Origin of the sequence: Paenibacillus illinoisensis NBRC 15959 (assembly GCF_004000925.1) — a bacterium.
Taxonomy (GTDB): Bacteria; Bacillota; Bacilli; order Paenibacillales; family Paenibacillaceae; genus Paenibacillus; species Paenibacillus illinoisensis.
In genome coordinates, this window is sequence record NZ_BIME01000003.1 from 137,091 (window position 1) to 162,426 (window position 25,336).

At 51.6% G+C, this 25,336-nt stretch carries 15 protein-coding genes; 1 reads left to right on the forward strand and 14 read right to left on the reverse strand.

All coding sequences use genetic code 11. From position 1 onward, the window contains the following. Positions 1 to 88: 88 nt before the first annotated feature. From PIL01S_RS09305 to PIL01S_RS09335, 7 genes are all read right to left on the reverse strand, one after another. Positions 89 to 3,283 carry a GAP1-N2 domain-containing protein gene (locus PIL01S_RS09305; protein ID WP_127537305.1) on the reverse strand — a complete coding sequence of 1,065 codons (3,195 nt, stop codon included), beginning with the start codon at positions 3,281 to 3,283 and terminating at the stop codon, positions 89 to 91. After that, complete coding sequence (locus PIL01S_RS09310) at positions 3,280 to 4,539, reverse strand: TRAFAC clade GTPase domain-containing protein (protein WP_095291103.1); 1,260 nt, start codon at positions 4,537 to 4,539, stop codon at positions 3,280 to 3,282. Before PIL01S_RS09310 ends, PIL01S_RS09305 begins: the two co-directional genes overlap by 4 nt. Before the next feature lie 48 nt (positions 4,540 to 4,587). Further along, on the reverse strand, positions 4,588 to 5,235 hold the full coding sequence (locus PIL01S_RS09315; RefSeq protein WP_127537306.1) for a beta-mannanase: 648 nt from the start codon (positions 5,233 to 5,235) through the stop codon (positions 4,588 to 4,590). Positions 5,236 to 5,256: 21 nt separating this feature from the next. Next, complete coding sequence (locus PIL01S_RS09320) at positions 5,257 to 6,540, reverse strand: vWA domain-containing protein (RefSeq protein ID WP_127537307.1); 1,284 nt, start codon at positions 6,538 to 6,540, stop codon at positions 5,257 to 5,259. A gap of 72 nt (positions 6,541 to 6,612) precedes the next feature. Further along, positions 6,613 to 9,057: a transcription initiation factor TFIID gene (locus PIL01S_RS09325; RefSeq protein WP_127537308.1), complete on the reverse strand. Its 2,445-nt coding sequence runs from the start codon at positions 9,055 to 9,057 to the stop codon at positions 6,613 to 6,615. A 1-nt stretch (position 9,058) separates the two neighbouring features. Then, a complete protein-coding gene (locus PIL01S_RS09330; RefSeq protein ID WP_127537309.1) occupies positions 9,059 to 12,448 on the reverse strand; it encodes a tubulin-like doman-containing protein in 3,390 nt (1,129 codons plus the stop codon). Between the two features lie 260 nt (positions 12,449 to 12,708). Next, positions 12,709 to 14,502 carry a vWA domain-containing protein gene (locus tag PIL01S_RS09335; protein ID WP_127537310.1) on the reverse strand — a complete coding sequence of 598 codons (1,794 nt, stop codon included), beginning with the start codon at positions 14,500 to 14,502 and terminating at the stop codon, positions 12,709 to 12,711. Between the two features lie 433 nt (positions 14,503 to 14,935). Here PIL01S_RS09335 and PIL01S_RS09340 point away from each other — a divergent pair, with 433 nt between their 5' ends. Further along, on the forward strand, positions 14,936 to 15,874 hold the full coding sequence (locus tag PIL01S_RS09340) for a hypothetical protein (RefSeq protein WP_127537311.1): 939 nt from the start codon (positions 14,936 to 14,938) through the stop codon (positions 15,872 to 15,874). 459 nt (positions 15,875 to 16,333) lie between these two features. Here PIL01S_RS09340 and PIL01S_RS09345 read toward each other — a convergent pair whose 3' ends face one another. The 7 genes from PIL01S_RS09345 to PIL01S_RS09375 form a co-directional block, all read right to left on the reverse strand. Next, positions 16,334 to 17,863, reverse strand: coding sequence for a DEAD/DEAH box helicase (locus PIL01S_RS09345; protein WP_127537312.1), 1,530 nt, complete (start codon positions 17,861 to 17,863; stop codon positions 16,334 to 16,336). A gap of 205 nt (positions 17,864 to 18,068) precedes the next feature. Beyond that, complete coding sequence (locus tag PIL01S_RS09350; protein WP_127537313.1) at positions 18,069 to 19,517, reverse strand: SulP family inorganic anion transporter; 1,449 nt, start codon at positions 19,515 to 19,517, stop codon at positions 18,069 to 18,071. Positions 19,518 to 20,052: 535 nt separating this feature from the next. After that, positions 20,053 to 21,723 (reverse strand): ABC1 kinase family protein, encoded by a 1,671-nt coding sequence (locus PIL01S_RS09355; RefSeq protein ID WP_127537314.1) that lies wholly within the window; start codon positions 21,721 to 21,723, stop codon positions 20,053 to 20,055. Further along, positions 21,724 to 22,104, reverse strand: coding sequence for a phasin family protein (locus PIL01S_RS09360; RefSeq protein WP_127537315.1), 381 nt, complete (start codon positions 22,102 to 22,104; stop codon positions 21,724 to 21,726). Between the two features lie 72 nt (positions 22,105 to 22,176). Then, the gene (locus PIL01S_RS09365) at positions 22,177 to 22,815 is read right to left on the reverse strand and encodes a ThuA domain-containing protein (protein ID WP_095291082.1); all 639 of its coding nucleotides are present in this window, start codon (positions 22,813 to 22,815) and stop codon (positions 22,177 to 22,179) included. Between the two features lie 36 nt (positions 22,816 to 22,851). After that, the gene (locus PIL01S_RS09370) at positions 22,852 to 23,574 is read right to left on the reverse strand and encodes an SDR family oxidoreductase (RefSeq protein ID WP_127537316.1); all 723 of its coding nucleotides are present in this window, start codon (positions 23,572 to 23,574) and stop codon (positions 22,852 to 22,854) included. Positions 23,575 to 23,739: 165 nt separating this feature from the next. Beyond that, positions 23,740 to 25,242 carry a cobyrinate a,c-diamide synthase gene (locus PIL01S_RS09375; RefSeq protein ID WP_127537317.1) on the reverse strand — a complete coding sequence of 501 codons (1,503 nt, stop codon included), beginning with the start codon at positions 25,240 to 25,242 and terminating at the stop codon, positions 23,740 to 23,742. Between the last annotated feature and the right edge of the window lie 94 nt (positions 25,243 to 25,336).

The following is a 25,336-nucleotide window of genomic DNA, read 5'->3' on the forward strand; positions in this document are numbered from 1 at the left end:
GGGAAAATTAAAAAAGATGACCCCGATTTACAATCGAAGGTCATCCTGCAATGATTTCATTTTGGTTTAAAAACAAATCATAACAATCCTAAAGCTTAGGCTCTGGCATCAATTGGATAACCATTGTACTACTCTGGACACTTACGATATCTTCCGGATTAACCTCATCAGGCAGCGACACTTGCTGACCGTAAGGATACAGACGGTCTGCCTCAGCAGGCGTCAATTTCGTTGAAGAGAACCGTCCCGACTCGCCTGCTGTCCCCGAAGGTTCGGATGATGTGGTGCCTGTTCCTTCTCCAAGATCTTCATTCGTGTCCGCAGAACCGGACGCATCCCCGCTCGACTCTGTGCCCTCCGCTGAATCTGCAGCAGAATCATCTGGGGTGGTCGAATCTGTCCCCTGAACAGACTCCTCTACCTGCTGATTGTCATTCACCGATCCGGTGGATGGTTCCTCATCGGTTTCCTCCGTAGAAGATGTACCGCCTGCTGAACCTGCCGTATCCGGGTCCTCATTCCGGTTAAAACTCTCCCAATCCGACGCGGCATCCATCTCCAGCGTTGTGCCATCCTGCAAAGTTAATTGAACCGGACCAGGCAATAACGCATTGCTGTCCGCTTCATTCATGAAACGGATTACGAGCTGCGCTTCGGTCGTCGTTCCATCCACCTCGGCTCCCGGAATGACATAGGCGATCTGCTCAGCTAACTGTACCTCAGGCTCTGCCGGAACCACGGGTTCCTGTGTCGATGGCGCAGCCTCTTCTGGCGCGTCCGACTTATTCGTCAGGGCATACGTTACCCCGGCGATCCCCAGGAACAGGATAATGATAACCGACCCTAGAAAAAGATTTTTTCTTTTGCCTGTCAGCATGCGCACAATCGGTGATGAAAGTTCGTTCTTGGCCCGATCATAGACCGGCTTCATTGTTTTACTCGCTCTCGCGTAATAAGGCTTGAATGCCGATTTGGACTTGAACGCTTCACGGTCATGATCTTTGAAATAGGCTACAATGGCATCTGAATAGGCTTTGCTCGCCTGGGAACTCCGTATGAATAACCTTTGGCTTCCCGACCATTCAAAAAATGAATACAATACTTCCTTACTGCCAGCACTGCTGCGGACAAATTCAATCAGCCCTGCATAGTCCAGTTTGCTGCCGCTTCCTCCCCGGTAGAAAGCCAGCGGAAGCGCCTCATATGCAGGTGTTCCCGGTTGATCCCGCAGTTCCCCTGCGAGCCATCTGCGTACCCAACGCTGAAGTTCATTCCGCTCCGCAAGGCTAAGTGATTCAAGCACCTCTTCTTCACGGTCTTCGCCGCTCAGCCATGCTCTGGCTGCCAGCATCATGTTCGTACGAGCCGTTACATCCTGTCCCTGACGCGCCGCCCAATCACGCACCTCGCTGTCATGCAGCAAAATATCAATGCTCAGTAACTGCTCACGGTTCACCCGTTCCAGATCAAGATCCTGAATCAAAAACAGGTTAATGACATAGGCCAGCTTGTCAGCCAGGCGTGTAAGTTCTTCCTGATACGCGGATAATCCCGCTGACTCGGCTCCACTCGAACGGGCGGATCGGGTGATGGTCTGAGACTGTCCAATTCGGGCCTTAATTCCATCACCCACGAGCATGTCAGAAGAAAGGCGATCCAGCACGCTCACACGCTTAAGTGCTTCACTCGCAGCATGAACGGGATTCGGCGCCGAACATAATCGTTCACGCAGCTCTGTCGCGGTCCGGTCAAGCAGGAAGCTGTTGTATACCGCAGATACATGCGTGGTTACCCAGCGTTCGATTACGCCGATCACATCCGAAGCAGTCTCGGTACGTTTCAGCTGATTGTCCAGATAGGGCTCAAACAGCAGTTTTGTCAGTGATTCATTGGCCAGTACCTTATCGAAGAATGCACGACTCAGCCCGGAATCGCGGTCGAGCAGATCATACAATTCCTGTACCGCCCTCATCCGCTTCTGAGACCTGGCATTGTTCACCGCATAGATGAAATAATCCACGATGCGGGATTGAACGACAGGTGCAGCGACGCGGAAATATTCTGCGATGCGTGATGCGACCGTCTCTTCAGGTACGTTCTCTCTTTTGACGCTGTCCAGTTCCCGGCTGAGCAGAGTGAGGAACAGTTCGTTCAAACGTGAACGTCGTTGTACTCCGCCTTCAGGTTTCAGATAGGTAAGCAGCCCGCTCAGAACCCCGCCTTTATCATTCAGGTAGAGATCTTCCATCCCTTGCTCGAGACGATAAAACATGGACAGTTCCCCATAGGCCTGGATGGAAAGCTCGCGTCCCGGTTCGGTGCCGGATAACATCTCGTCTGCAAAAGTATAAAACGCATCCGCCACACCTGGCTCCTGCAGAAGCGACCAGGCAAACTCCGCATAGGGAAGCTGGGCAACCGACATTTCCGCATGGGTTACCCTGCCCGTAGCCAAGTCGAAGGTAAAGTCCTTCTCCGTATTCCGGTCTTTTGGACGGAGCGTGCCCCGCTCTACAAACTGAAGATGGACTCCCTTCTTGGCCTGAGGCTCCTTGGCAAATGTCATGAAGCCGAGCTGCCGCCTAAACGCATAGGGCAGTGCGGCATAGAGCAGACGAAGCAGTTCCTTGGCTCCGGCTGTGATCTCCTCGGCAGGAAGATCGAGCGCAATGTATACCTTCCGCCGGGTTGCTACAGCCTGCATGACCGCATAGAGCAGGCGCTTGAAGAGAGTTTCGTTCATTTTCAGTGCGGCCAGCAGATCAGCTGGCGCTACGGAGCTGGCACTTGTGCCTGCTCCTGCTCCGGCCGCAGCATCTCGGCCATTCAGTGGTGCACCCGGCAATTCCGTCAGGGCAGGCAAAACCGTGCCTTGTTCGATGTCATATGACGTGGCGAATACGGCATCCAGCCAGTTCCCCTGCTTCATCTGTTCCTCGGAGCGTTCCGGAGATAGGACATAGTTGTGTGCAAAAAAGGCGCTGCGCAGCCCGGTAAAATCAGCGGATTGGTACACATTCTGACCAAGGATCGTCTCTCCGCTCTCCAGATGAATCAGATGTATGGATGGCGGGAATTTCGCCTGGTCCTTCTCACCCCGACCCGTTAATTCCGCTGGAGCGTCATAGACGCAATAGGGATGAAGTACTTTTTTAATAAAGGAAGGGTCCAGTCCTGGTGATGCCGCAACCGTATCGAACCCCTCCGTTGTGCGAAACACCCCGCGCCGCTCTCTTGTGTACATCTGTTGTTCAATGGGCGGGGTCATGGAAGAACGCATCATTCCACTCTCCCCTCAATGTACTTCAGCTTGTACAGCAGCCATAGAAAGGGCTCGTCCACACGGATGGGGCTCACGACGCCCTGCAGCTTCATATCCACCGGATTGCTGCCCAGCGCAGATACCGCGAAATAGGCCGTATCCTTGAAGTACACATCCATCGTGCCCTTGAACGGACGGTCCACCTTCTCGATAAAGCGCCGAATCTCCCCGTCGATATTCTCGAATTCGGTCAGATCGAACCAATCGCGGTGTACCATATTGCGGAATACATTGCTGTTCGATTTAATATAATCCCCCTCTTCATCCTTAAGGGAATGCAGCATGTCGCTCTTGGTCAATACAACGGCTGTAGGAATATTCGTCTTGGCCTTATCCTGATAAGCGATAAAATCACCGAACAGGGTCAGCACAACATCACGTGGTTCATCATACCTTGGCGTCCACTCGCCCGGCTCGTTGCCGAGGTTAATGCGGATCTTGTCCCGAATGGAACGAATCTGGAGCGGATCCACCATAAACAAAATACCCGCTGAGTTCTTGATATGCTGACCATGCAGTCCCAGATAATCCTGCTCGACCATACCTTCACCCGCCACATCAAAAAAGACCAGTGTCAGCGGTGCCTTATCTTCATCCTTAAATACGAATTGAAAAATAAACGGCTCCTGCAGCTTCTCCTTCTGCGTGGAATCCAGCAGATCTCCCCGCTCAAACAGCGGTTCTTCGTAATCTGCGCGGAATCTGCGGCTAATTTCCGCATTCAGCGGCATGCAGGCCGCATCAAAATGGTCAGCCGTATAATGCTGAAGGGTGTGAATCAACGATGTCATATACACCGATTTCCCCACCTGGGATGCCCCAATAATGGAAATGATATTGCTTGGTGCCTTGCCTGCCGTTACCGGCAGCTCATTATGACAATGCGGGCACAGCCGGCGCCGTGTAACCACACCATACCGGTCGTTCAGTCCCATCACGATGTTATCCGAATAAATGCGATGTTCCTCAGGCACATCATGCGGAGCCAGAACGGCTTCCATATCGAATACCGTGTCCAACCCAAAGCGTTCACGATACCGATTAAGCTTCGCATCCTCCCCCAGTGCATAATCCTCATCATCATCCCGGTGATGCGCAGCCCGGAACACTACTTCTTCCGGCGAAAACTTGCTGAAGCAGTATGGACAGACAATATCGTAAAACAGCGGCCGTTCTACGGGCTGCTGTTTCTTCAAAAACCGACTAAAAAAGCTCATAGCCACTCCCCCTCCCTGTTCAGGCAGACTGAACTGCCTCACATTCATCTAGTCTGATATTAGGCGGTAAACGGCTCCGTATTTGGGCCCGTCCGTGAAAAACAGCCTCACATAGTCATCCTTGGCGACTTCCACGGGCGGCATCTCATTTCTCCCTGGAGTAAAATCACTGACAAAAGGATAGACCGTGCCATCTTCCTTATTAAGTGGAACTCCGCCCTGCTTGCGTACATAACAGAGAGCTTCCTTCGGCACAGGTACTTCAGCTGTCACAGTCATGAGAACCGTCTTCCTTTTTTGAAAAAAACCGCTTTTGTATCGAATGGAGAAACGGATATCCGCCTTGCCTGCACTGGCGATGACCGTATTCTCTTCATTCTGCTGACGCAGCAGCACAGGACCGTCTTCGTCCATTCGGCAAACATGTATCGTGTACCGGATGGCACCAAATCCTGTCATCCGGTCTGTATATCCGTTACTCGCCTTGTATTCTTCTCTCGTATACAGTTTCAGCTTGCCATTCACAGTCTGATCCCTGCTCTGTCCACCTTCGACCATTTCCAGCTCCAACCGCTCCACGTATACGGCTTCTACACCTTCGGGCCAGAGCCAGCGCAGGGTACAGTAACCATCATCCACAGCAAGTGTAAGTCTGCGAATCAGAGGTACCGAAGGGTCCGCATCTGCATATCGCATGTGTCGCCAACCTCCCGATGTTTAAAATCCTTTGCTGCGTGTGTCTCTCCCCCGCTGACCGAATCCGTCTGCGGTCGGAGTTCCCCTGCCCGCCTCACGGCGGCCCTTGCTCTTCCGCGGTGTATTCTCCTTGACCGGAATAATCCAGGTGAACAGGGTGAGTACCCCAGATAATATGAACATGGCACCCAGTCTCACCAATGCATCCCCTACAGAAGAACCGTCCAGTCCCCACTCCAGCAAAAGGCCCGCTAGCAGGCCTGACACCGCTCCACCGATGCCAAAGCTGACTGCCAGATGGCGGTTATCGAACACCAGCCCAAGCGATACGCCCAGTGCTACACCAATCAACAGCATAGCAGCAACGCGGAAGATGGCCAGATAGGTACTGTGTTCCATCATGCCTGTACGTTCCGTCACCAGCGTCCGTTCATCAATCGTATCGTAAATTTGCTGAAATGCCATGCTGAGACCACCGGAATCCGGCACGTCATAGTACATGCCACCTGTTTGCTGAGCGATACTGCGCAGCAAGTCGGTACCCGATGGGTCGACCAGACTCAGACCTACCGTATTCACGGCAATCTGTTCGTTCGCGTACTGGGATAAGATATCCGAAGTATCTGCTTCACTGAATCCATCCGACAGCAAAATGGCTACGGTACCGCGTTTTGGATCCTGCTTGTTTTGGATCTGCTCCATGGCTTCCCGGAGCACGGCATCGAAGTTTGTACCACCCGATGTTGTGACAATGCCGTCGATCTTACCGTTTACCTCTGCTTTTGCCGCTTCACTATCTAATGCGGTAAAAGGCTGCAATAACTGCGGCTGATCATCAAATGTAATAACAGCTACCTGCTTGTCACTTTCCATCTGACTGATTAACGTCTTGGCTGCCTCGAAACGTCCATTATCCGGGTCTGTTTCCGACATGCTGCCTGAGTTATCGATCATCAGTACAATGTCCTTCACCTGCTTCACGCCGCCTGGATTGATCTGATACAACAATTGAAAGACCAATCCAACGACAAACAGGAACACCAGTGTTGCCGGAACGAGCAGTTTCCACGACAAGCCAAGATATCTCAGCTTCCAGGAAGCTCCGTTAAGTTTCGGCGAGATCATCTCGGCGAGCAGACAGAACAGACCTACGCTCAGCGCCAGCACGCCGAAGTATAACCCCATCAGCAGCAGGCGAGGCATCTCCCCAAGCCACTGATGCAGCATGATTTCTCCTGCCGCAAATCCCACGGCTCCGCCAATCAGGCTGAACAGGACCAGGAGAAGATTGATTTTTCGCTGCATGTTCGCATGCATCCTTTCCAAACCAGCCCATCATAGGCTGAATTAATACCGGAGTCGATCATGACTGTTGTTCTATCGCATAGGTGATAGCTTATCAGCCAGGCCTGCTGGATGAAACTCATAACCGTTCTCCGCATACGAGTCGTAATACACCTTGCCGTTGCGATAGACCATCAGATCCTCCAGATGGAACCCTCCCATCAGGTTCAACTTTTCCACACCACTGCTGCGTTCTTCGTACACAACGCCCAGCTTATAGATGCGGGACGTTTCCTCCGCATGTGCCGCATAATCCATGAAAGCACTGTGATGATCGCCAAAGAAATACTTTTCTTCATACCGATGTTCCTGGGTATAATCGAATACCCGTATTCTCACAACCGCCTGATCTTCCAGCGTACGGTATAACCTGCGGAACAGATCATCGCGGGTCAATACGTTTTTGTCACCATAGGTAATCGTTACATTCGCTCGCTGCAGCAGTTCTTCCTCAAAAGGTAATCTCAGTGGTTCAGCTGTGAGCAGCAGCGCATGGCATACCTCCATCAGACGTTGAAGCAGACGCTCGTTGCCTTCGGCAGCAAGCCGGTTAATGTCTCCCATATAACGCTCTTCAAACCAAACATCCCGGCCCCGCTTGGCCTCCAAATCGGCAATCAATGCTTCCGTTACCTTACCGTAATACTCCATCACATTCTGTCCGATATATTCATCCGCTGCCGCGATACGCTCTTCTGCCGCTTCACGCAGCGTGCGTTCCAGCGCTTCGAGTGCTGTCGTTACATCGCGACTGAAGCTATGGAGCTGTTCCATCTCCGAATCGTAGATGCGAAGCAATTGCAGTTCGTTTTCCAGTCGTAACAACTCTGTCTTGGGCACATACACGCGTTCCAACAAACAATCGATCAGATTCCGTACATTCTGCTTGTCCCGGAACAACGCCCGCTTGATTGGCTGATCCTCCACTTGCTCCTGCTGACGCTGTTCCAGTAGGGCACGTGCCGATTCAAGCTGAACCGATTTGTCGCGAATGAGTCCCAGCAAAGCCTCACGTACACTCCCAGGGCTGCTGTCACTCCATGAAGCCCATTGGAAATAGCCTATCTCCGGGTACTCCGTCCGTGACTGCTGCGCTTGCCGGCGCAATGAACCCTCGCTGCTCCGCTGACGCAAACGTTCTTCAGCCGGACGTACCATGTTGTCACGGAAGTACGCCTCAGCTCCCTGGCCGAATAGCGCTCGCTCCGCTTCACGCAGCGATAGCGGCTTCAGATCGGAGAAGCTGACGTTATGCGTCATAATGCCGCTCATGCCGCCCACCAGATCCTGCTCAGGCAGCAGCCCTTCAACCTTGCGCTCTACGGATGAAGCGTCCAGACCGAAGAAAGCAAGCTTGTCTTTCATGCTCCAATCCGGCTCCTGTCGCATAAGATCCAACAGATAGCGGTATAGATGATACAATACCGCAAGCGCAATCGGTTGGTTGGGCCGTCTGATCTCGGCAAAACCCGCACTGGCATAGCCATGCTGATCCGAGGTTGTTCGAATGTTGTTTTTGAACGACGTATTATTGTAGGTATTGGCCCCTATACTTGCAACCGCACCGAGCGCATCCGGATCCTGTTTCCGGTTCTTCAGCAGGCATATGCGGCAGATAATCTCGGCATTCTCTATCCATCCCCCGGCTACACCGGTCCCACGCTCGTTTTTGTCAGACAGGATATAGACGAGATCAAACAAAGGCGAAGAAGAGTGCACAACGGGAATGGAGATCCCATCTTCCGTTACGAGCAGATTACCGCTGAACGTATAGTCCAGTGCTTGCATATAATCCAGTTCCCGCAAAAAGGCAAGTCCGGCTGCACTTGCATATCCGAAGGAATCCACCTGTTCCATCTCGCTGACCAGTACATGCAGGTCCGTCTGAACCGACTTGAATGATTGGGCCAAAATGTTCTCGGTGAGCTTCGTCAATTCCGGAAGAAGCACATTCAGCGGATCATCTGCCCTTGTCACGACGGTAACGTAAATCCGGTCAAACGATGAATACAACCGGCCGTACTCAGCGATCCGATTGCTCACCCGGCGCAGCGTGCGATTTAGACCAAAGAGCGCCTGCTCCGAATCGTGAAAACTGCGGTGTACATCCTTGCGCAAGGTCTTTGAAGGACGTCCAGCCTGTACGGTGGATAGAGGCAAGATATGACGGGTCACCTGACCGTCTTCCAATGGGTCACGATGCTCCCGTCCTCCTTGTTCCTCTCGGCCCTCTGTTCCAATCTGGAGATACACCACACCTTCTCCGTTATCCCACTTCAACTGATTAATCTCGCGCACTGCAGCCATGGCCGGTTCGACCAGGTCACCAACAAACAGAAACAGGGCTGGGTAATGGATGCTGCTTCGTCCATCACCCAGGCTGCCTTGCCGCTCCTGCTCTGCCGCATATTGTGCTGCGTACTTCTCCAGATCCCGCTTCAGGGTATTGTTCAACTTGAACTCCATCCCGGCACCCATGTTACTTCAGCCTTCTGCGGATGTCATTCAGATTCGACGACATCGTTCTGTAGAACTGATAGATGTCTTCACCGTTTGCCAGCTCCACGCGCTCATATTCCAGACGGTCACGGGATTCCATGAACAGGGCAGCCAGATCATCCAGTTTGGCCAGCAGCGGAGCGATATCCTCCGAAGCCGTTAGTTCGTTATCCCGGCGGGAAGCTTTGCGCAGCAGTGTACTGCGATCTTTTTCCGACAAACCGCGGAAGTTGCCAAACACTTCGTACTCGGCAAAGTTGCGGCTCTTCATCAGGTTCGCGAACGGTTCCCAGGCATCCTCTTCCGGATCGCGGTCGTAGACGTAGAGTGCGCCTTTCTTGACGATGGTGTCGGTATACAGAGCTTCGATGAAGCGATCATACCACTGTTCCTCATCCTGATGCTGTGCAAGAATGCCTTCCAGTTCAGCCACTTTGGCCGAGATGGCATTCATCTTCGCCAGTTCTTCACGTACCCGTGCGATAAGCTGCGGGGAACGTACCAGGTTTTCTTTGGCCATATCTTCATTAATACTGCCGAAAATATCCTTGACCCCTACACGTGGCAGCCCTTCGGATTGCAGTCGTTTCAGTTCGGTCACGGCCCGTTTTACCTCACCCAGATTCGGGGTCGTCGATGTCAGACGCATGTCGTAAGCATTCAGCTTCGCGTTAAGGTCAAACGGTTCCGTTGTAACCACGGCATAACGATTGCTCGTATTCTCATCGATTGTTTTGGCCGTAATGATGTTGTATCCAATCGCTTGCTCGAATTCGGTACGTACCCGCGCATTATACTGCTTCACCCGGGCATTCTCGTAGACATCACCCCAGGACTTTTCCGGAATCGGGGATGGCAGGTAGGTCCAGTTGTTTTTCTCTGTCTGTACCAGATGGCGTCCGATGCCTTCCTTGTCCAAAATGGTGCGTTCATAGCTTTCCTCATATACTTTGAGCGGCGTATACACAAACAGCGGCACCCCGTTGCGCGTATTCAGCCAGAAAATCCGGTTGCGGACTTCACTTTCCTTGACGGTAAAGTGGGATTTGCCCACCGCATTGTTCTGATAATTGCGAATCCCTTTGAGAATGCCTGGCGCCTGTGTCGGCACAGAGACGAATCCCCATGACGGGAAATGCAGACTGCCTGTGCTGTTGCTGAGATTGAACACCGGAACGGCCTCATCATCCAGCTTGCCAGCGATGTGGCGCTCCACGAATTTCTCAACAGACTCATCCTGCCCGTATTTGATCACCAGGAAATCTTCCATGGAACGGGTAATGAGGTCCCCGAACTTCTCGGTCAGGAAGTCCGAAATGGAGCTGACCACGTCAATTTCGTTCTCCTTCACCCACTGGTTGGAGTTCTCCAGCAGCTCACGGGAGAAGTCGCGAATCAGGTCATCGGTGTCGCGCTTGTCCAGCAGCCCATCCACCACATTGACGATATCCGGTACACTAACGACGTTCCAGTAGTAGGTTTTGTTGCCTTTGTGATCGGACTGTTCTTCGCCGCGAGTAAGAATATCTCCGTTCTTGGAGAAAATCGAGCTGAGTGCATTCAGCGTCTCGGTAAATACGTTATAGATGCGGCTGTTTTCCTGATTCAACAGTTCATACAGATCCTCATAGAACTCGATCATCTGATCGTTGCGTTCCACGTCGGCGTGCAGCCAGTACTCATGAATTTTAGCTTCAATATAAGCATTCTTTTTCTTCTCTTTGGAGACGAAGGCACTCTTCGCGTCACCCAGCTTCTCCTCCGATTGCTCCTGCGCAGCCTCAATGTCACGCGGAATCCGGAATGCATTCTCTCGAAGGGTTTCGATATACGACTGGATCATCTTCAGTATACAGAAGCCTTTTTCCGTGTAGATCAAACGGGAGACGTAGAACGGACCCTGTTCGGGATGCAAAAACATGCGCCGGATCTGTTCGGTAAATTGACCGGCAATCTCGCCCGGCAGCTGTTTCTTCGCCTTGATATATTCTTCGCGGGCACGGGCCAGGAAGTTCTGCTCCAGCTCGGTGTCCATGTTCACGACCTGTGATTTCACGACATTTCCGTAGGACAGACGCTCACTGTTCTGATAACCCGGCAGCGGCTCTGGCACGCGGGACTCGAAGGACTTCACGACACTTTCGAGATCGATGCCCAGCTTGCGGGCGAACTTCTCCGTATCCTCCTGGTTCGGAGCTTTGGAGAACATGGTGCTCATTTTGTCGAACATCCGGTATGCCAGATACGTCGTCATCTCTTCAATCGGCAGTACCGCCGAGGAAGCACCGATAATGTTGTAATCATAGTTGGCCGGATAAGCCTTGTTCATCTGTGCAATGTTGGTACGGATGTTGCTGATATAATCGTGAATCGCGAATTCTTCGCCCGACTGCTTCTCCTCGCTGGCCATGAAGTTGGTGATGTTCTCGGCCGTCACGTTCATGCAGTAGTCATAGGCATTCTCCAGCAGCTTGCCTTCCGTATTCGTTGCCGAAATCAGGTGACACAGGTTAAACGGCGGCAGCGGTGAATTGACGTTTAGGATATTGCCGTATTTCTGCGTGAATCGCTCCCCGCGGCTGTCAACATTCATCCAGTAATCCAGCTCTTTGAGCGCAGCATAGCCATTTTTGCGAATATATTCGCGTGTGTGCTCGCTCAAACTTTTGTTCGATAGATTCACGTCTGGCGTAAACAGGTAACCCAGCGTATTGACGCGGTCGATCCCCGCAGAACCGTGATCCCGTTCAATGATACCGCGCACGATATAGGAGATATCGAGGAAACAGCCACTACCCGTACCGCCAGATAAACCGGTAAGCAGGAACACCATCAGCTTTTTGTTGGTGCCTACGGATAACGTTTTGATCTTTTTGTCGATCGCCTGCACGACCTGATTGATTTTGGTGAACAGCAGCAACCGTCCAGCCTGGCGTACCCCTGCTGCTCCATTCATGCCGTCCGTGATGCTCAGTTCCGGAGACAGCCAGTCCGTAATATATGGCTCCAGCACGCTGCGGTTCTGCAGCAGTCCACCGATCTCGGCATTGGACAGCAGGACGAATTCGTTAATCGGGTCCAGCCCGATGCCTTTGTACTTCTTCGCACGGTCCTGCTCGTTGGTTTCAAACGCGAGAAATTCCACGTTGTCCGGCTTGTCCATTTTCTTCTTGGATACCGGGTCCTGAGGCAGCTTGAAGCGGCGGTTAATCTGATATTTAAGACGCAGCAGCGCATCAATTCCCGTTCCTCCAAGACCGATAATCAGGATCGGGTTATCGATTGTATCGACCCTGATCTTCTCGCTGACAATCCCTCCGCCTAGCGATACATCCAGCTGCTGAATATGTTCTCTGACAATTGGTTTCATTCCATGTCCTCCCTTTGGTTAACGCAGTCGGAACTACAATATAATTACACTTACCACTCCGATGACAGAACAACCTTCCGATCGCTGTTATCCCCAGATTTTTTGATTCACTTTTACAAAGTTAAAATCCGGGGATAAAGGCGAAGCATATGCTTCCGAAGCAGCTTTCTTACAGAAAGCTTAGCTTCGCTTCTCCAGCTTTTTTCTGTCCTCTGCGTTCTCGTGTAAACGGTTAGTACCAACTTCTATTGGCATTCCTTTTAGACCAGATACTCAATCAAAATCGTCTTATCCGCCTGTTGCAGCGGGATGCTCAGCCGGTCACCATTCTTCAGTTCAACGCCTGAGCTTGCATCCACGGCACGTCCGGATTTCTCCAATGTACCGCCTGCGGTATTGCGAATGATAATTCGGTCCCCATTGCTGGGCGTAAATATATATTTCTCGGTTTCCTTCAATTCCGGATCCAGCTGTAGAAGCTGGTGCAGATGGAATCTGCCCCGGAAGGATGCGAGTTTTTTGTATTGTGGATAGGACTTGTCTCCAGTGTTCTCATCCCGAATCTCGACAATGATCTGGCCGACAAAGCCGCGGTTTTTGCGTTTCAGCCAGCCCATCAGGAACCAGGCACCAACTGCAACCACAATCAGAGCTATCACTCCCAAAATCACAGGTAACCATGGAAACGGCTTGTCCTGCTCACCACCTGAGGTAGTTGGCTGTGTTCCCGCACCTGCCGTACCGCCTGCATTGATGGTGATGGGCGCACTTTCACGGTAGAAGCTGTCCTCTTCCGCACGAATCACCAGTTCATAGTTATGATTGTCCGGCACTTCAAAGGTGCCTGCAAAGCCGCTGCCTGTATTCTCCAGCGGTTGTTCCTCACTCTTGTTCGTATCCAGATCGTTCACGACCAACGTCGCCTTCATATCTGCATACAGATCGTTATCCTGGAGCGGCTGACCTCCATTCTCCAGCTTGGCTGTCAGATCCACCTTGTCGCCCTTTGTATAGGACTTGGTCTTAATTGGGTCCACGACGAGCTGCAGATCATAGTTGAACAGCAGGTTGATATCGATGCTGTCTTTCGGAGCCCCTTTTACCCGAAGTTTCCAGTCGCCTTCCTGAGGCTTGAGCAGCTTGACCAGTGAATAACTTTTGGAGGTCGAGAGCTTGGCCGCATCCGAGTTCAGATCCACCGCTTTACCCGAAGGATCGGTCAATTCAATCTCTACCTGCTTGGAAGACATAATTGAAATATTGGCCTCAAGCACGCTGTCATTTGGTACGTTGACCGTAACTTCCTGAAAATTACCGTTGCCTGTGATGGAAGGCAATTTCACGACATTCAGCTTGGCATGATCTGCAAATATCTCACTTAGAATCTGCGGCAGATCATCCGGCGTATCCGTGATGAATGACTTGCCTCCTGTCTGACTGGCCAGATCGGCTAGCGCATCCTTGTTCAGTTTGCCGTCTGCGTTCAATCCGATCGTATAGACCGGAATGCCCTGATCCTGTGCTTCTTGAACGGCCTTCGCCAGATCTGCGTCAGACTGTGCCTGGGTGCGGCCTTTGGTTTTGTTAAAATCATTGTTGCCGTCTGCAAGCAGTACGATCATGGGTGAGTGCGATGTATCTGCACCATGATTCAGCACATTCACCGCTTCAGCCACCCCGACGGAAATATCAGTGTATGGCCCGCGGCCGAGCTGATCAATGAAGTCCTTCAGGCTACTCTTGTCCGCATCGGACTGAATCTCCAGCAGTGCCTTTTCCCGCTCTACCTGATCGGTATAAGCAACAATCCCTACCTTGTCCCCCTGGACCGGCAGCATATCAATAAACATTTTCATGGCTTCATTACTGATCTTGTCACGGTCACTTGTATTCATCGAGTTACTTACATCGGCTACAAGTACGGCGTCGATCCCGCTCGTCTGTGCCTGAGCAGCTGCAGCTTGGGGCAGCAACGCCTTAGGCAGCAGCAGCGTTAGAAATGTCAGCAGAACCAGGGTTCCGCTAAGCCAGCGTATTTTGCGTGTCCGCAGCATTGGGTGTACTCCTTCACGTTTGAGATTAAAATGGGAATAGTTTATTATAGGCGTCAAGCCTTAAGGAAATCTTAACAGTCTACTAATATATTCTGAAAAGCACCCCTATCTTGAGTTACAGTTTTGTAATGATTGACAAAAATCGACCTATTCGGTGCTTCTACTGGCATTTTAATTCCAACTATGGAAATATGATATAGTTATTGCCAGCAAACTGCAATATAACGAAACCTTGTTTCAGATTTACACTATTCTGCATAACAACTATGCCTAGAAAGGAATCGATTATGGTTACATACGGATGCCTCGCCATATTGTTTCTTTTTGTCCTTATAAAAGGAATCTCGCTCTTTTTCCAGGGCCGCAAACCCGTGAAACGGGAAGATACGGACCGTACCCTGTACACTATACTGAATGGTGAGCGTGATTAAGCATGAGTGCCAAACGAGTGGTATCCATCAGACCTTTTAACCGAACGACCTATGCTTATGAGAAGCTGCACGTCTGCACGCGTTGTGGACAATATACCTGCTTGTGGGAGGAGGAATGCACCTCCTGTGGCCGCAGCGCCCTCGTTTCTGTCCAGCAGCGTGCCGGATCACGAGTGAAACGCCGGATTGCACGCGATCTGTTCCTTGCAATTATAATCGGAACCGCTGCCACCTACTTCGGTGAAACAATGGATCAGACCATGATGGCAGCCACCGTGACCCTGCTGCTGATCGGATGGCTCATCTTCATGCATCACCGTACCTTCCCTGCCCAGCGAAACCGGCAGATGAAGCGTATGTTATACGAAGATCGGGAAGAGATCCGTCAGGGGATCAACCGTAACTGGGCGCTCGTGGCCGAAGCCCGCAAAGAAGACGAGGCGCTCGCTTACGAGATGCTGCGCGAGATTGGATCGCTCGTCTATAATGACCGGATTCGCCTTCAGCAGGTTGCCCTGCTGCAATCCTTCGTGCTTCGAAGTGATATGGATCTGCAGCTCCAGCCCCTGCTGCTGCGCAGCTTCGAGCGGCTGCTCGCCGAATACATCGGTGAAATCGCCCGGCTTAAGCCGGAGCTGATTCGTGAAGATGCGATCCGGTATATCGCCACATACGAAGTTAATATTTTGCAGCTGCACAACGGAATTCAGATTCTAACTGCTGTAGCAGCCGCGGCTGTGCGCAAAAGCAAATATATTGAGTTATTCCCAAGTCTTATTACCCGTTACGCACGCTTTATGCCCAAAGACCGGTTCATGCGTCTCTATCGTACGCTTGAGCTGTATCCTGGCAAGGCACGTGGCGGTTTGGCTGAATCCGTTGGGAGAGTATATAACGAGAAATATAGGGACAACCTTGCAGATGTTCATGTCCAGAGCTAACGCATGTGGGTTGCATAAGTAAATTAGTGCAAACTCATTCCCCATATATAGACGAACTGAAATGGATGTATCCCTGCATACCTTTCGGGACTGGCTTGTACGCATGATTGTAATCATATAAGCTTCGATGAAAAAACACCCCATCCTTAGGTCTAGGATGAGGTGTTTTGATGTTTGGAAAATTTTTGTCTTGGATACCCTCATATGACGCATCTGCAACATTTATGATTTACACGGTGGATGCTTCAACCATATTCATAAAAGTTATTACGATGTAAGGGAAATCCGGTAGTCTATATGCATATCAAAAAAGGCCGCAACGAGATTCCGTCGCGACCCTTCATTGAGGACTCGGTACATCCGTGCCCGAGTCCTCTCGTATTCTCTCCATGCCGCTATTAGCTGCATGGCGTTCGAACTCATCGTCCAGCGCGGCTGCCCTGCGCTGACAACAAGGTCTTACCGTCCGCGACGAGAATCGCGGCGGTCACTTTTGGCTGGCCCGCGCCCGCCTGAATTACGCTTGTCCGCACTGCGGCCAGCCCAGCCGCTGCTGCGCTCATCACCGCTGCGACCTGCACCACGACCGCCACGACCACCTTGGCCTGCTGCACCGCGACTGCTGTCGCTGCTGCGCGCCGATCCGCGTCCTGCGCTGCGCTCATCGCCACTGCGGCCGCTGCTACGGCCACCGCTGCGTCCACCTTCACCACCGCGGGAACCACGGCCACCACGACCGCCTTCACTCCGGCCGCTGCGGCCTGCGCCGCGACGGGCACTGCCTGTTCCGGCAGAGCGTCCACCCGAACGTTCATCATTATCCTGACTGTTGATGGAACGTCTGGCTGCTCCGGTAGAGGCCACTGGACCCTCGCTCGTCCACTGAATGCGGGTCAGCTTCTGATTGGTTCCTTCCTCAATACGCGCTAGCTCCGGTCTGTCATGCTGCGTTGCAAACGTCACGGCAAGACCCGTTCCGCCGGCACGACCCGTACGGCCGATCCGGTGGATATAGCTCTCTGCGTCATGTGGAATGTCATAGTTGAATACATGCGTTACGCCTTCAACATCCAGTCCACGTGCCGCCACATCGGTAGCCACGAGGATTTGCAGTTTTGCATCGCGGAAGGCTTTCATGACATTCTCACGCTTGGATTGGGACAGATCCCCATGAAGCTCGTCACTCTCGTATCCTGCTTCGCGCAGATCTTCATTCAGCTTGGATGCACGGCGCTTGGTCCGGCAGAAAATAATCGCCAGGTACGGGCGATACGTATCAATCATGCCGCGAAGCGCATCGAACTTGCCACGATCCGTACACTCCAGCACCTGCTGACGAATCTGATTGATCGGGATAACCGATTTCGAAGATACTTTTACATCCTCGGGATCTTTCATGTAATTCTTCGCCAAGTTGCGAATACCCTTCGGCATTGTTGCCGAGAACAGCATCGTCTGACGTTTATGCGGCAGTTCACGCAGAATGGTTTCTACATCGTCCAGGAAGCCCATGTGCAGCATTTGGTCCGCTTCATCCAGCACCAGTTTCTTCACGTTATCGAGCTTCAGCGTGCCACGGCGCAGGTGATCCAGAAGACGCCCCGGTGTACCGATGACGATCTGAGTCCCATTTTGCAGCTTGCGCAGCTGTTTCTCCACATCCTGTCCGCCATACACAGCTAGCACATGAAGCTTATCGTCATTGGCCGTCAGCTTCTTCGCTTCCTCTGTAATTTGCAGGGCCAGCTCACGTGTAGGGGCGATAATCAATGCCTGTGGTGAGCGGTCCGATACGTTGATTTTCTGAATAATCGGCAGCAAAAAAGCCAGCGTTTTCCCTGTACCTGTCTGTGCCTCAGCAATAATGTCACGTCCGCCTAACAGTACGGGAATCGAGCGCTCCTGTACCGGTGTCGGCACGGCGATCCCCTGATGTTTCAGGATCTCGCACCATTCCGGGCGAATGCCCAGTTGTTCAAAGTTTGCCAATCGTTACACCTCTGTATGTTCATTTAGATAAGCCCATTTCGATGTATTCTTCCCCATGAAATGGATTTTCAAAAAGCAATCAGTCCGCCTGCTCTTTTTCTCCATACCGTGTAGTTTACACGTTTGTCCAGCAAAACAAAAGGGTACCGGACATGTTCCGGCACCCTTTTATTGTATTTCATGTTCCAGAGATCATTTATCTCCATTAACCATGGCTCTGTGAGACCGCAAACCCGCTTCTCTCCAGCAAACGCGAGCTTTCCTCGTTCAAGCCTCGGAGATGCACCGTTTTGCCCAGTTTCGCATATTTGAACTTCACCTTGCCGATGGCAACAACGGCCGTGTTATCCCAGATATGTGATCCGCCAAAATCAATCATGATCTCCTCCGGATCCGTTTCGGCATGAAACTCATCCACAAAGCGGGATGAAGAGCCGAAGAAGAACGGACCGTGAACACGATATACCTTTTGACCCTGCTCCTCGCTGGCATGAACACGAATCTTGGCCTGTTTCCACCCAAAATGCAAGGCGCTAAGCACAACGCCGACCAGTACACCGATGGAAAGATCATTGGTGATGACGACAATCACCACCGTGACCACCATGACGATGGCCTCTGCGCGTGGAACACGTGCAATATTTTTGACGGAACTCCAGTCAAACGTACCGATACACACCATAAACATGACACCTACCAGCGCACCCATCGGCACCTGTTTTACCACTCCGCTGAGCAGCAGCAGCAGGATAGCCAAAAAGGCGCCTGCCGTAAATGTGGACAGCCGTCCCCGGCCGCCGGACTTCACATTAATAACGGATTGACCGATCATCGCACAGCCTCCCATGCCGCCGAATAACCCGTTAATGAAGTTGGCGATTCCTTGACCGCGCACCTCACGGTTTTTGCTGCTCTTGGTCTCCGTCATCTCATCCACGATCGTAGCGGTCAGCAGGGATTCCAGCAAACCTACCAGCGCCATCGTAAATGAATAGGGCAGCAAAATCATCAGCGTGTTGAAGGACCACTCAATATTGGGCAGATGGAACATCGGGAGAGTACTCGTCAAATTCCCCATGTCGCCTACCTGCTTCACATCCAGATGGAACACCACCGTAATAATCGTCATGACGATTATTGCAATGAGAGGGGCCGGAACACCTTTGAAAAACCGTGGCAAAATATAAATGATGGCCAGCGTGCCTGCGACCATTGTATACATGATCCAGTTCGCACCTGTAAAATGCGTCAGCTGGGCCATGAAGATCAAGATTGCCAGGGCATTTACGAATCCGGTAAGTACCGAATGCGGCACAAACGTAATGAACTTCCCAACTTTAAAAATCCCTAAAATAAACTGAATAATTCCCGTCAATATCGTGGCCGCGAACAGATATTCCACGCCGTAATCCTTGACGAGGCCAACCATCAGTACCGCCATGGCGCCCGTAGCAGCCGAGATCATTCCCGGTCTTCCGCCTGCAATCGAGATCACAATCGCAATCGTAATCGATGCATACAATCCGACCATCGGATCGACACCTGCAATGATGGAGAAGGCAATTGCTTCCGGAATCAGCGCCAGCGCTACCGTAATGCCTGCCAGCACGTCTCCGCGAATGTTGCCAAACCATTGTTGTTTTAACGTATTCATATGTTCTTGCCGTTCCTCCTACACCGTTAACCTCGTGGGTTGATTACCTGAAATGCAGCAGCTAGGCACGTCACTGACCAACTACGACAGGGCAGCACAAAACAGCGGAACACTCCCTCCGCATCATGGCCTGTACGTGTTGATATAAGAAGCTCTTCATCCGGAATAAAAGATTCCGAAGTCCGCAGCTATCCTGCTTGATCCGTTCCAGTGCGTTCCACATGATTCTGTTACATCCAGGTTCAAGCTAAGAAGACATCAGAAGCCGACTCTTGATGTCACTGGTCTTCCCCTCTCAGAAAGACCGGGTCCGTTATGTACTGACCTATTATTATAGACAGGGCGATCCTTTTATACGAACAGGCTATATCTTCGCAAACAATAGATTATCCCTGGATTTCTCTTATTTTTATAATATATCTCGGTCATGCTCTGTTTATCTGTTTTATAGTTAATGTATTATTTCCCAGACCAAAAAAGCCGTTAACGCTCCTTCGCCAAGAAGCATTAACAGCTCTTTCCTGCCTAAATGTAACTAGAATCTTCCCGATTTGAAAATCGAATAGAGCAGAAAGGCCACCATCAGAATGGCAACCAGAAAACCGATCTCAATGACCGGAATATCCCACAGCATCGTTGACTGATGACTGATTGAGGAACCAATAATGAGTCCGACCATAATGATACAAAAGGCGAGCAGCACGATACTGAAGGACAGACGATTACTGATCTGGTCCAGCCTGCGCATCAGCGTGTCCAGTTCGGGTACGCTGACCTCAAGCCGCAGCTTGCCTTTACTGATAATGGAGGATAGCTGCCGGAGCTGCCCCGGCAGTCCGATCACACTCTCAGCCAGGTCTGCCGCACTGCGGAACAGCCGATTCTTGATTCGGCCCGGACTGAACCGGTCCTTGATCAGCTTCCGGCCGAAGGGTTCCGCCATATCCACAATGCTGAGCGATGGATCCAGATGTTCGATCACGCCTTCCATTGTGAGCAGCGATTTCCCCAACAGCACGATGTCGGCTGGCATGATGACCCGGTGTCTCTGCGCGACTCCGAACAGATCGTTAAGGGCCTGACCCACGCTGATTTTGGAAAAGGGAATATCATAGTATTTGCTGCGCAGCTTGTCCAGGTCATGATGGAGGCCGCGGAGATCCATGTCATCAGGCATCATGCCCAGTTTCTCAATTGCCCGGATCATGCTGTCTGTATCCTTGCGCATCAACCCGATGATGAGCGAAGCCAGATGCTGCTTCATCTCATCACTCAGAGTGCCAACCATGCCAAAATCGATAAACGCCAATCGGCCGTCTTTTAACACCATCAGGTTGCCAGGATGCGGATCCGCATGAAAGAAACCATGAATAAAGATCTGATTCAACAAGGAATCCACCAGTCGCTGGGCAATGTCATTCAGGTCATGTCCACGTCTGACCAGTTCGTCACGGTCATTCAGTTTGATGCCCTCCACGTATTCCATGGTTAACACACGCGAGGAAGTCTGATCCCAGTAGATTAGCGGGATTTTGACCTTGTTATCCTGCTGGTACTGCTGGGCGATCTTCTCGGTATTCCGCCCCTCGACAGTATAATCCAGTTCAGCCATCAGCGCCTGGGCATACTCCTCTACCATCTGCGGAATCTGGTACTGCTTCACCCAGTCCCATCGCTTCTCCGCCATCGCCGTCAGCTCACGCAAAATATCCAAATCCCGCTGCACAATCCGTGAGATGCCGGGACGCTGGATCTTGATGGCGACGGCCTCTCCGCTTCGAAGCTTGCCCAGATGCACCTGCCCGATGCTGGCTGCAGCCACAGGGGTATCCTCGAATCGGGAAAAGATCTCTTCCAGCGGTGTATCCAATTCCTGTTCCAAAATCCCCCGTGCCGTTTCCGAAGAGAAAGGGGGTACCTGATCCTGCAGCTTCACCAGTTCACGAATGACCGGCTCAGGCAGCAGATCCGCCCTTGTGCTTGCCAGTTGCCCCAGCTTCACGAAAGCCGGCCCCAGCTCCTGCAGCACAAGCCTGATCCGTTCACTCAGCGTTTTGGTCGTGTGTGCTTCACGTGACATCCACCGCCGAGGTATGGCCAGCAGCTGGAAAAGCCCCAATTCCTCGACCATATAACCGAAGCCATGACGCACCAGCGCCATGGCAATTTCCCGGTATCTGCCGACATGTTTAATTCGCACAGCCATCTACTCGATCTCGTTTCCTTTGTGCGGAGGAGGAACTTCAAGTGGAGCTGGGGATACATCTGGTTGCAGCTGTGGTGTGTGGCCCAGTTCGGCGAGTTTTTTCTCCAGTACAGCAACGCGCTGTTCCAGACTGGTCACATCACTCTCCGAAGGTACGCCTACTTCCTGAAGCACCCGCTTGACCTGCTCATGAATCACTCGCTTGAGCTGGCCCTGCTCTTCGTCGCCTCGTTCCATTAGACGCTCGACCAAGGCTTTGGATTCACCTGGCGCAAGTTCCCCGCGTTTGACCAGATCATCTACGGTTTTTTCGATTTTTTCCTTGCTTACGACGGTAAGACCCAACCCTAATGAGATCGCCTTTTTGAACAAATCGCTCATTCTTGTCATCCTCCTCTTCGTTGATCTCTATATTATACCCTTTATACCCAGCACAACAAAGAAGTGATCAGGTTACACGTATCGTGCTGCCCATTTGCCTGCCTGCAAAATCAGCTGGCGATAGGATTCGTGTGCAAAAGAAGGCACATGATGTCCTGGCATGAGGTATACAATCCGGCCTAATCCATAAGTATGTGCCCAAGCCGCAGGCTTAGGTCCGTCTTCAGTCTGGTATTCAAGCAAAATCGTGGTTTCGGCGAATGATCCGAATTCGAACAGATAAGGCTCTTCTTCCATGGTGAATCCGGTAATCCCCTCGGTCACAGGGTGTTTATGTTCCGTTACAGTAAACTCCAGCGGTCCATACGGTGGATGATGCAGGAATTTCGCACCAATCATCTGCTTGAGTTCATAACGATTCTGAAGCGAAATCCCGTTATGTAGAATGACCAGTCCGCCTCCATTGCTCACATAGGACAGCAATCCAGCTGTCTGCTGAGGAGAGACTTTCCCCTTCCAATCGTCCATGTATGAAATACACACATCGAATCCCGATATGTTTTCCTGCAGCAGCATATTGCGATTCTCGCTGCACTGCACGGTCATGCTATCATGAAAAATACGGCTGATCTCCGCGTCAACATCCTGCAGCGGATGCCAGTCCGGATGTGTATAATCGCCGAGCAACAACGCCTTTTTACGATGGTCCATTAATAAAACTCCTTTCATGTTAAACCTATAACAAGATTACCAGGGAAGCTCGTCCCCCTTGTAGTCTACATAGGCAGGCTGATCTCCCATAAAATCCTTGTGGCGGTCAATAAGTGCTGCGATATGCTGTGCCGATTGTTCTGGCGTAAGGTCTGCGGCTGTGTTCAATTCACCGCTCATATAGCTCTGCACCCACCCGGGATGGATCAGCATGACCTGCCCACCTTCATCCTTGATCCCATTATGAACAAGCCTAGCCTGCATGTTTAGTGCGGACTTGGACATGCAGTAAGCGAACCAGCCATGTCTGTCGCACTGCTCAATACTGCCCGCCTCCGATGAGATGTCCACAATCAGCTTGCCCGTGCCCGCAAGAAGGAGGGGCAGCAATGCGTGAGTTACGCGCAGTGAACCCAGCGTATTCACGTTGAATACCTCCGCCATTTCGGCAAAGTTTAACGGCCCGCGGACATGATCCGTAATATTCCCTAGTATAGCCGCATTATTGATCAGCATATCCAGACGATCTGTATCCAGTTTGATGGTCTCGGTAAACAACGCAACGGACAGATCATCGGCAATATCCAGCTCGATGACCCGAAGATGCTTCGGATAAGCTTGCACGAGCAGACGAATCCCCTCAGAGCTCTCCATATCCAGACCTGCAGCATATACAATATATCCTCTCTTCAGCATTTGTGCTGTCAGAGCCAATCCAAGTCCCCGGGCTGCCCCGGTCACACATACGGTTCTCACCATGCTTCCCCTCCCTATCCAGGCTGCTTTGTCTTTTAATTCATTCCACATGGTCAGGCAAAAACCTTTAAATGTAAACAGGAAAGCTTAACTTCACGACCAAAGTCTCATGATGTGATGAATGCAGGATTCTCTTTTCTTCTGTCACTTCATTTGAAAAATCTACACTTATATATGCTGACCACTTCTTCTCAGTCGGTATGACAGACAATGCTGCACCCATCTCCCTGCTGTACCTGGATGAGAACCGAGATGAACATGGGTATACCCGGCTACAACGTTACCTCTGGCATATCCCTCCTGCTTCATGCCCCGTAATCCCTTAGTCTCATAAGCATAGGGAATGTTGCCTTCCTCTTGGTAGGTCATGGTAGAGTAATGAAATTCATGGCCCCGAATCACCTCTCCTTTTTTCAACAAATAGGAATCCTCTACAGCTCTGGCCTCACGATATCCGAGTGCTGCACGCTTCGCTTGCATCTGCACTTTGGCAGGGATAATACCTGCCATGTTATACGTTAGCCCTTCCTGGTTTGTTAACGTCTCAGCGAGCACCATATAACCGCCGCACTCCGCAAACAAAGGCATTTCACTGCGAACGGCCTCACGCAACCCCTCCAGAAACGAGACGTTATCTGCAATCAATGCCGCAAACTCCTCCGGGAAGCCGCCCCCAAGATAAATGCCATCCGCCTCAGTCGGTATGCCATCCCCTGCAAGAGGACTGAAGTACTTCAATCGGGCTCCTGCTGCTTCGAGCAGCTCCAGATTATCCGGGTAATAGAAATTAAACGCCGCATCCCGGGCAACAGCTATTACCGGACTGGACGAAGTTCCGCGTTCATCGGACACGCCAGACGTGCTGTCTTCGCTGCACTTCAAATGGACACCGGTCCACATTGGATCTGTGTTTTGCCGCGAAACATCCTCATGGTTCATGGTTAACTCTTCTTTTATGGCAGGTGCAGCCTTCGCTATGGCAATAATCGCATCCAGATCGGTGCCTTCCAGCAATGCGTCTGCAGCCCGCTCGAACAGAGGCTCCAACTCTCCCCGTTCAATGGCAGGGACCAGCCCCAGGTGACGCTCGGGAATTGACATGTCCTCCTCCCGTTTCAGCCATCCGACCACAGGAATGCCGCACATCTGCTCAATGGCTTTCTTCACAATACTGTAGTGGCCGGCACTTCCGCAGCGATTGACGATGACACCAGCGATGTTAAGCTCCGGCTCCAGCTGCTGAAAACCAAGGACGATCGCGGCTGCACTTCGAGCCATGCTGCGGACATCCACGACCAGAATGACCGGAGTCTGTGTTACGAGAGCGATCTCCGCAGTAGACCCCGTATTGCTTAAGGGATCTTTGCCGTCATACAGTCCCATGACACCCTCAATAATAGAAATATCATGTCCCGCTGACGCTTTGGCAAATGCTTCTCTTACATACTCCGGAGACGTCATCCATGCATCCAGGTTCCGCGATGCCCTGCCCGTTACAGCCGTATGGTAGGTTGGATCAATATAATCCGGCCCGCACTTGAAGCCCTGTACGCTCATTCCGCTTCGGGCCAACGCTTTCATCAGGCCCAGGGTCACCGTTGTTTTTCCTGCACCGCTCCCCGTTCCGGCTATGATCAGCCGTGGTCTGGCATGTTGATTTGAAATGGTCATGATCCATTCCCACCTTTCTTCGATATAACAAAACCGCACCTCTAAACGATGCGGCCTAAATAATACCTATTTGCTTCATCGCTGAAGCGCATAA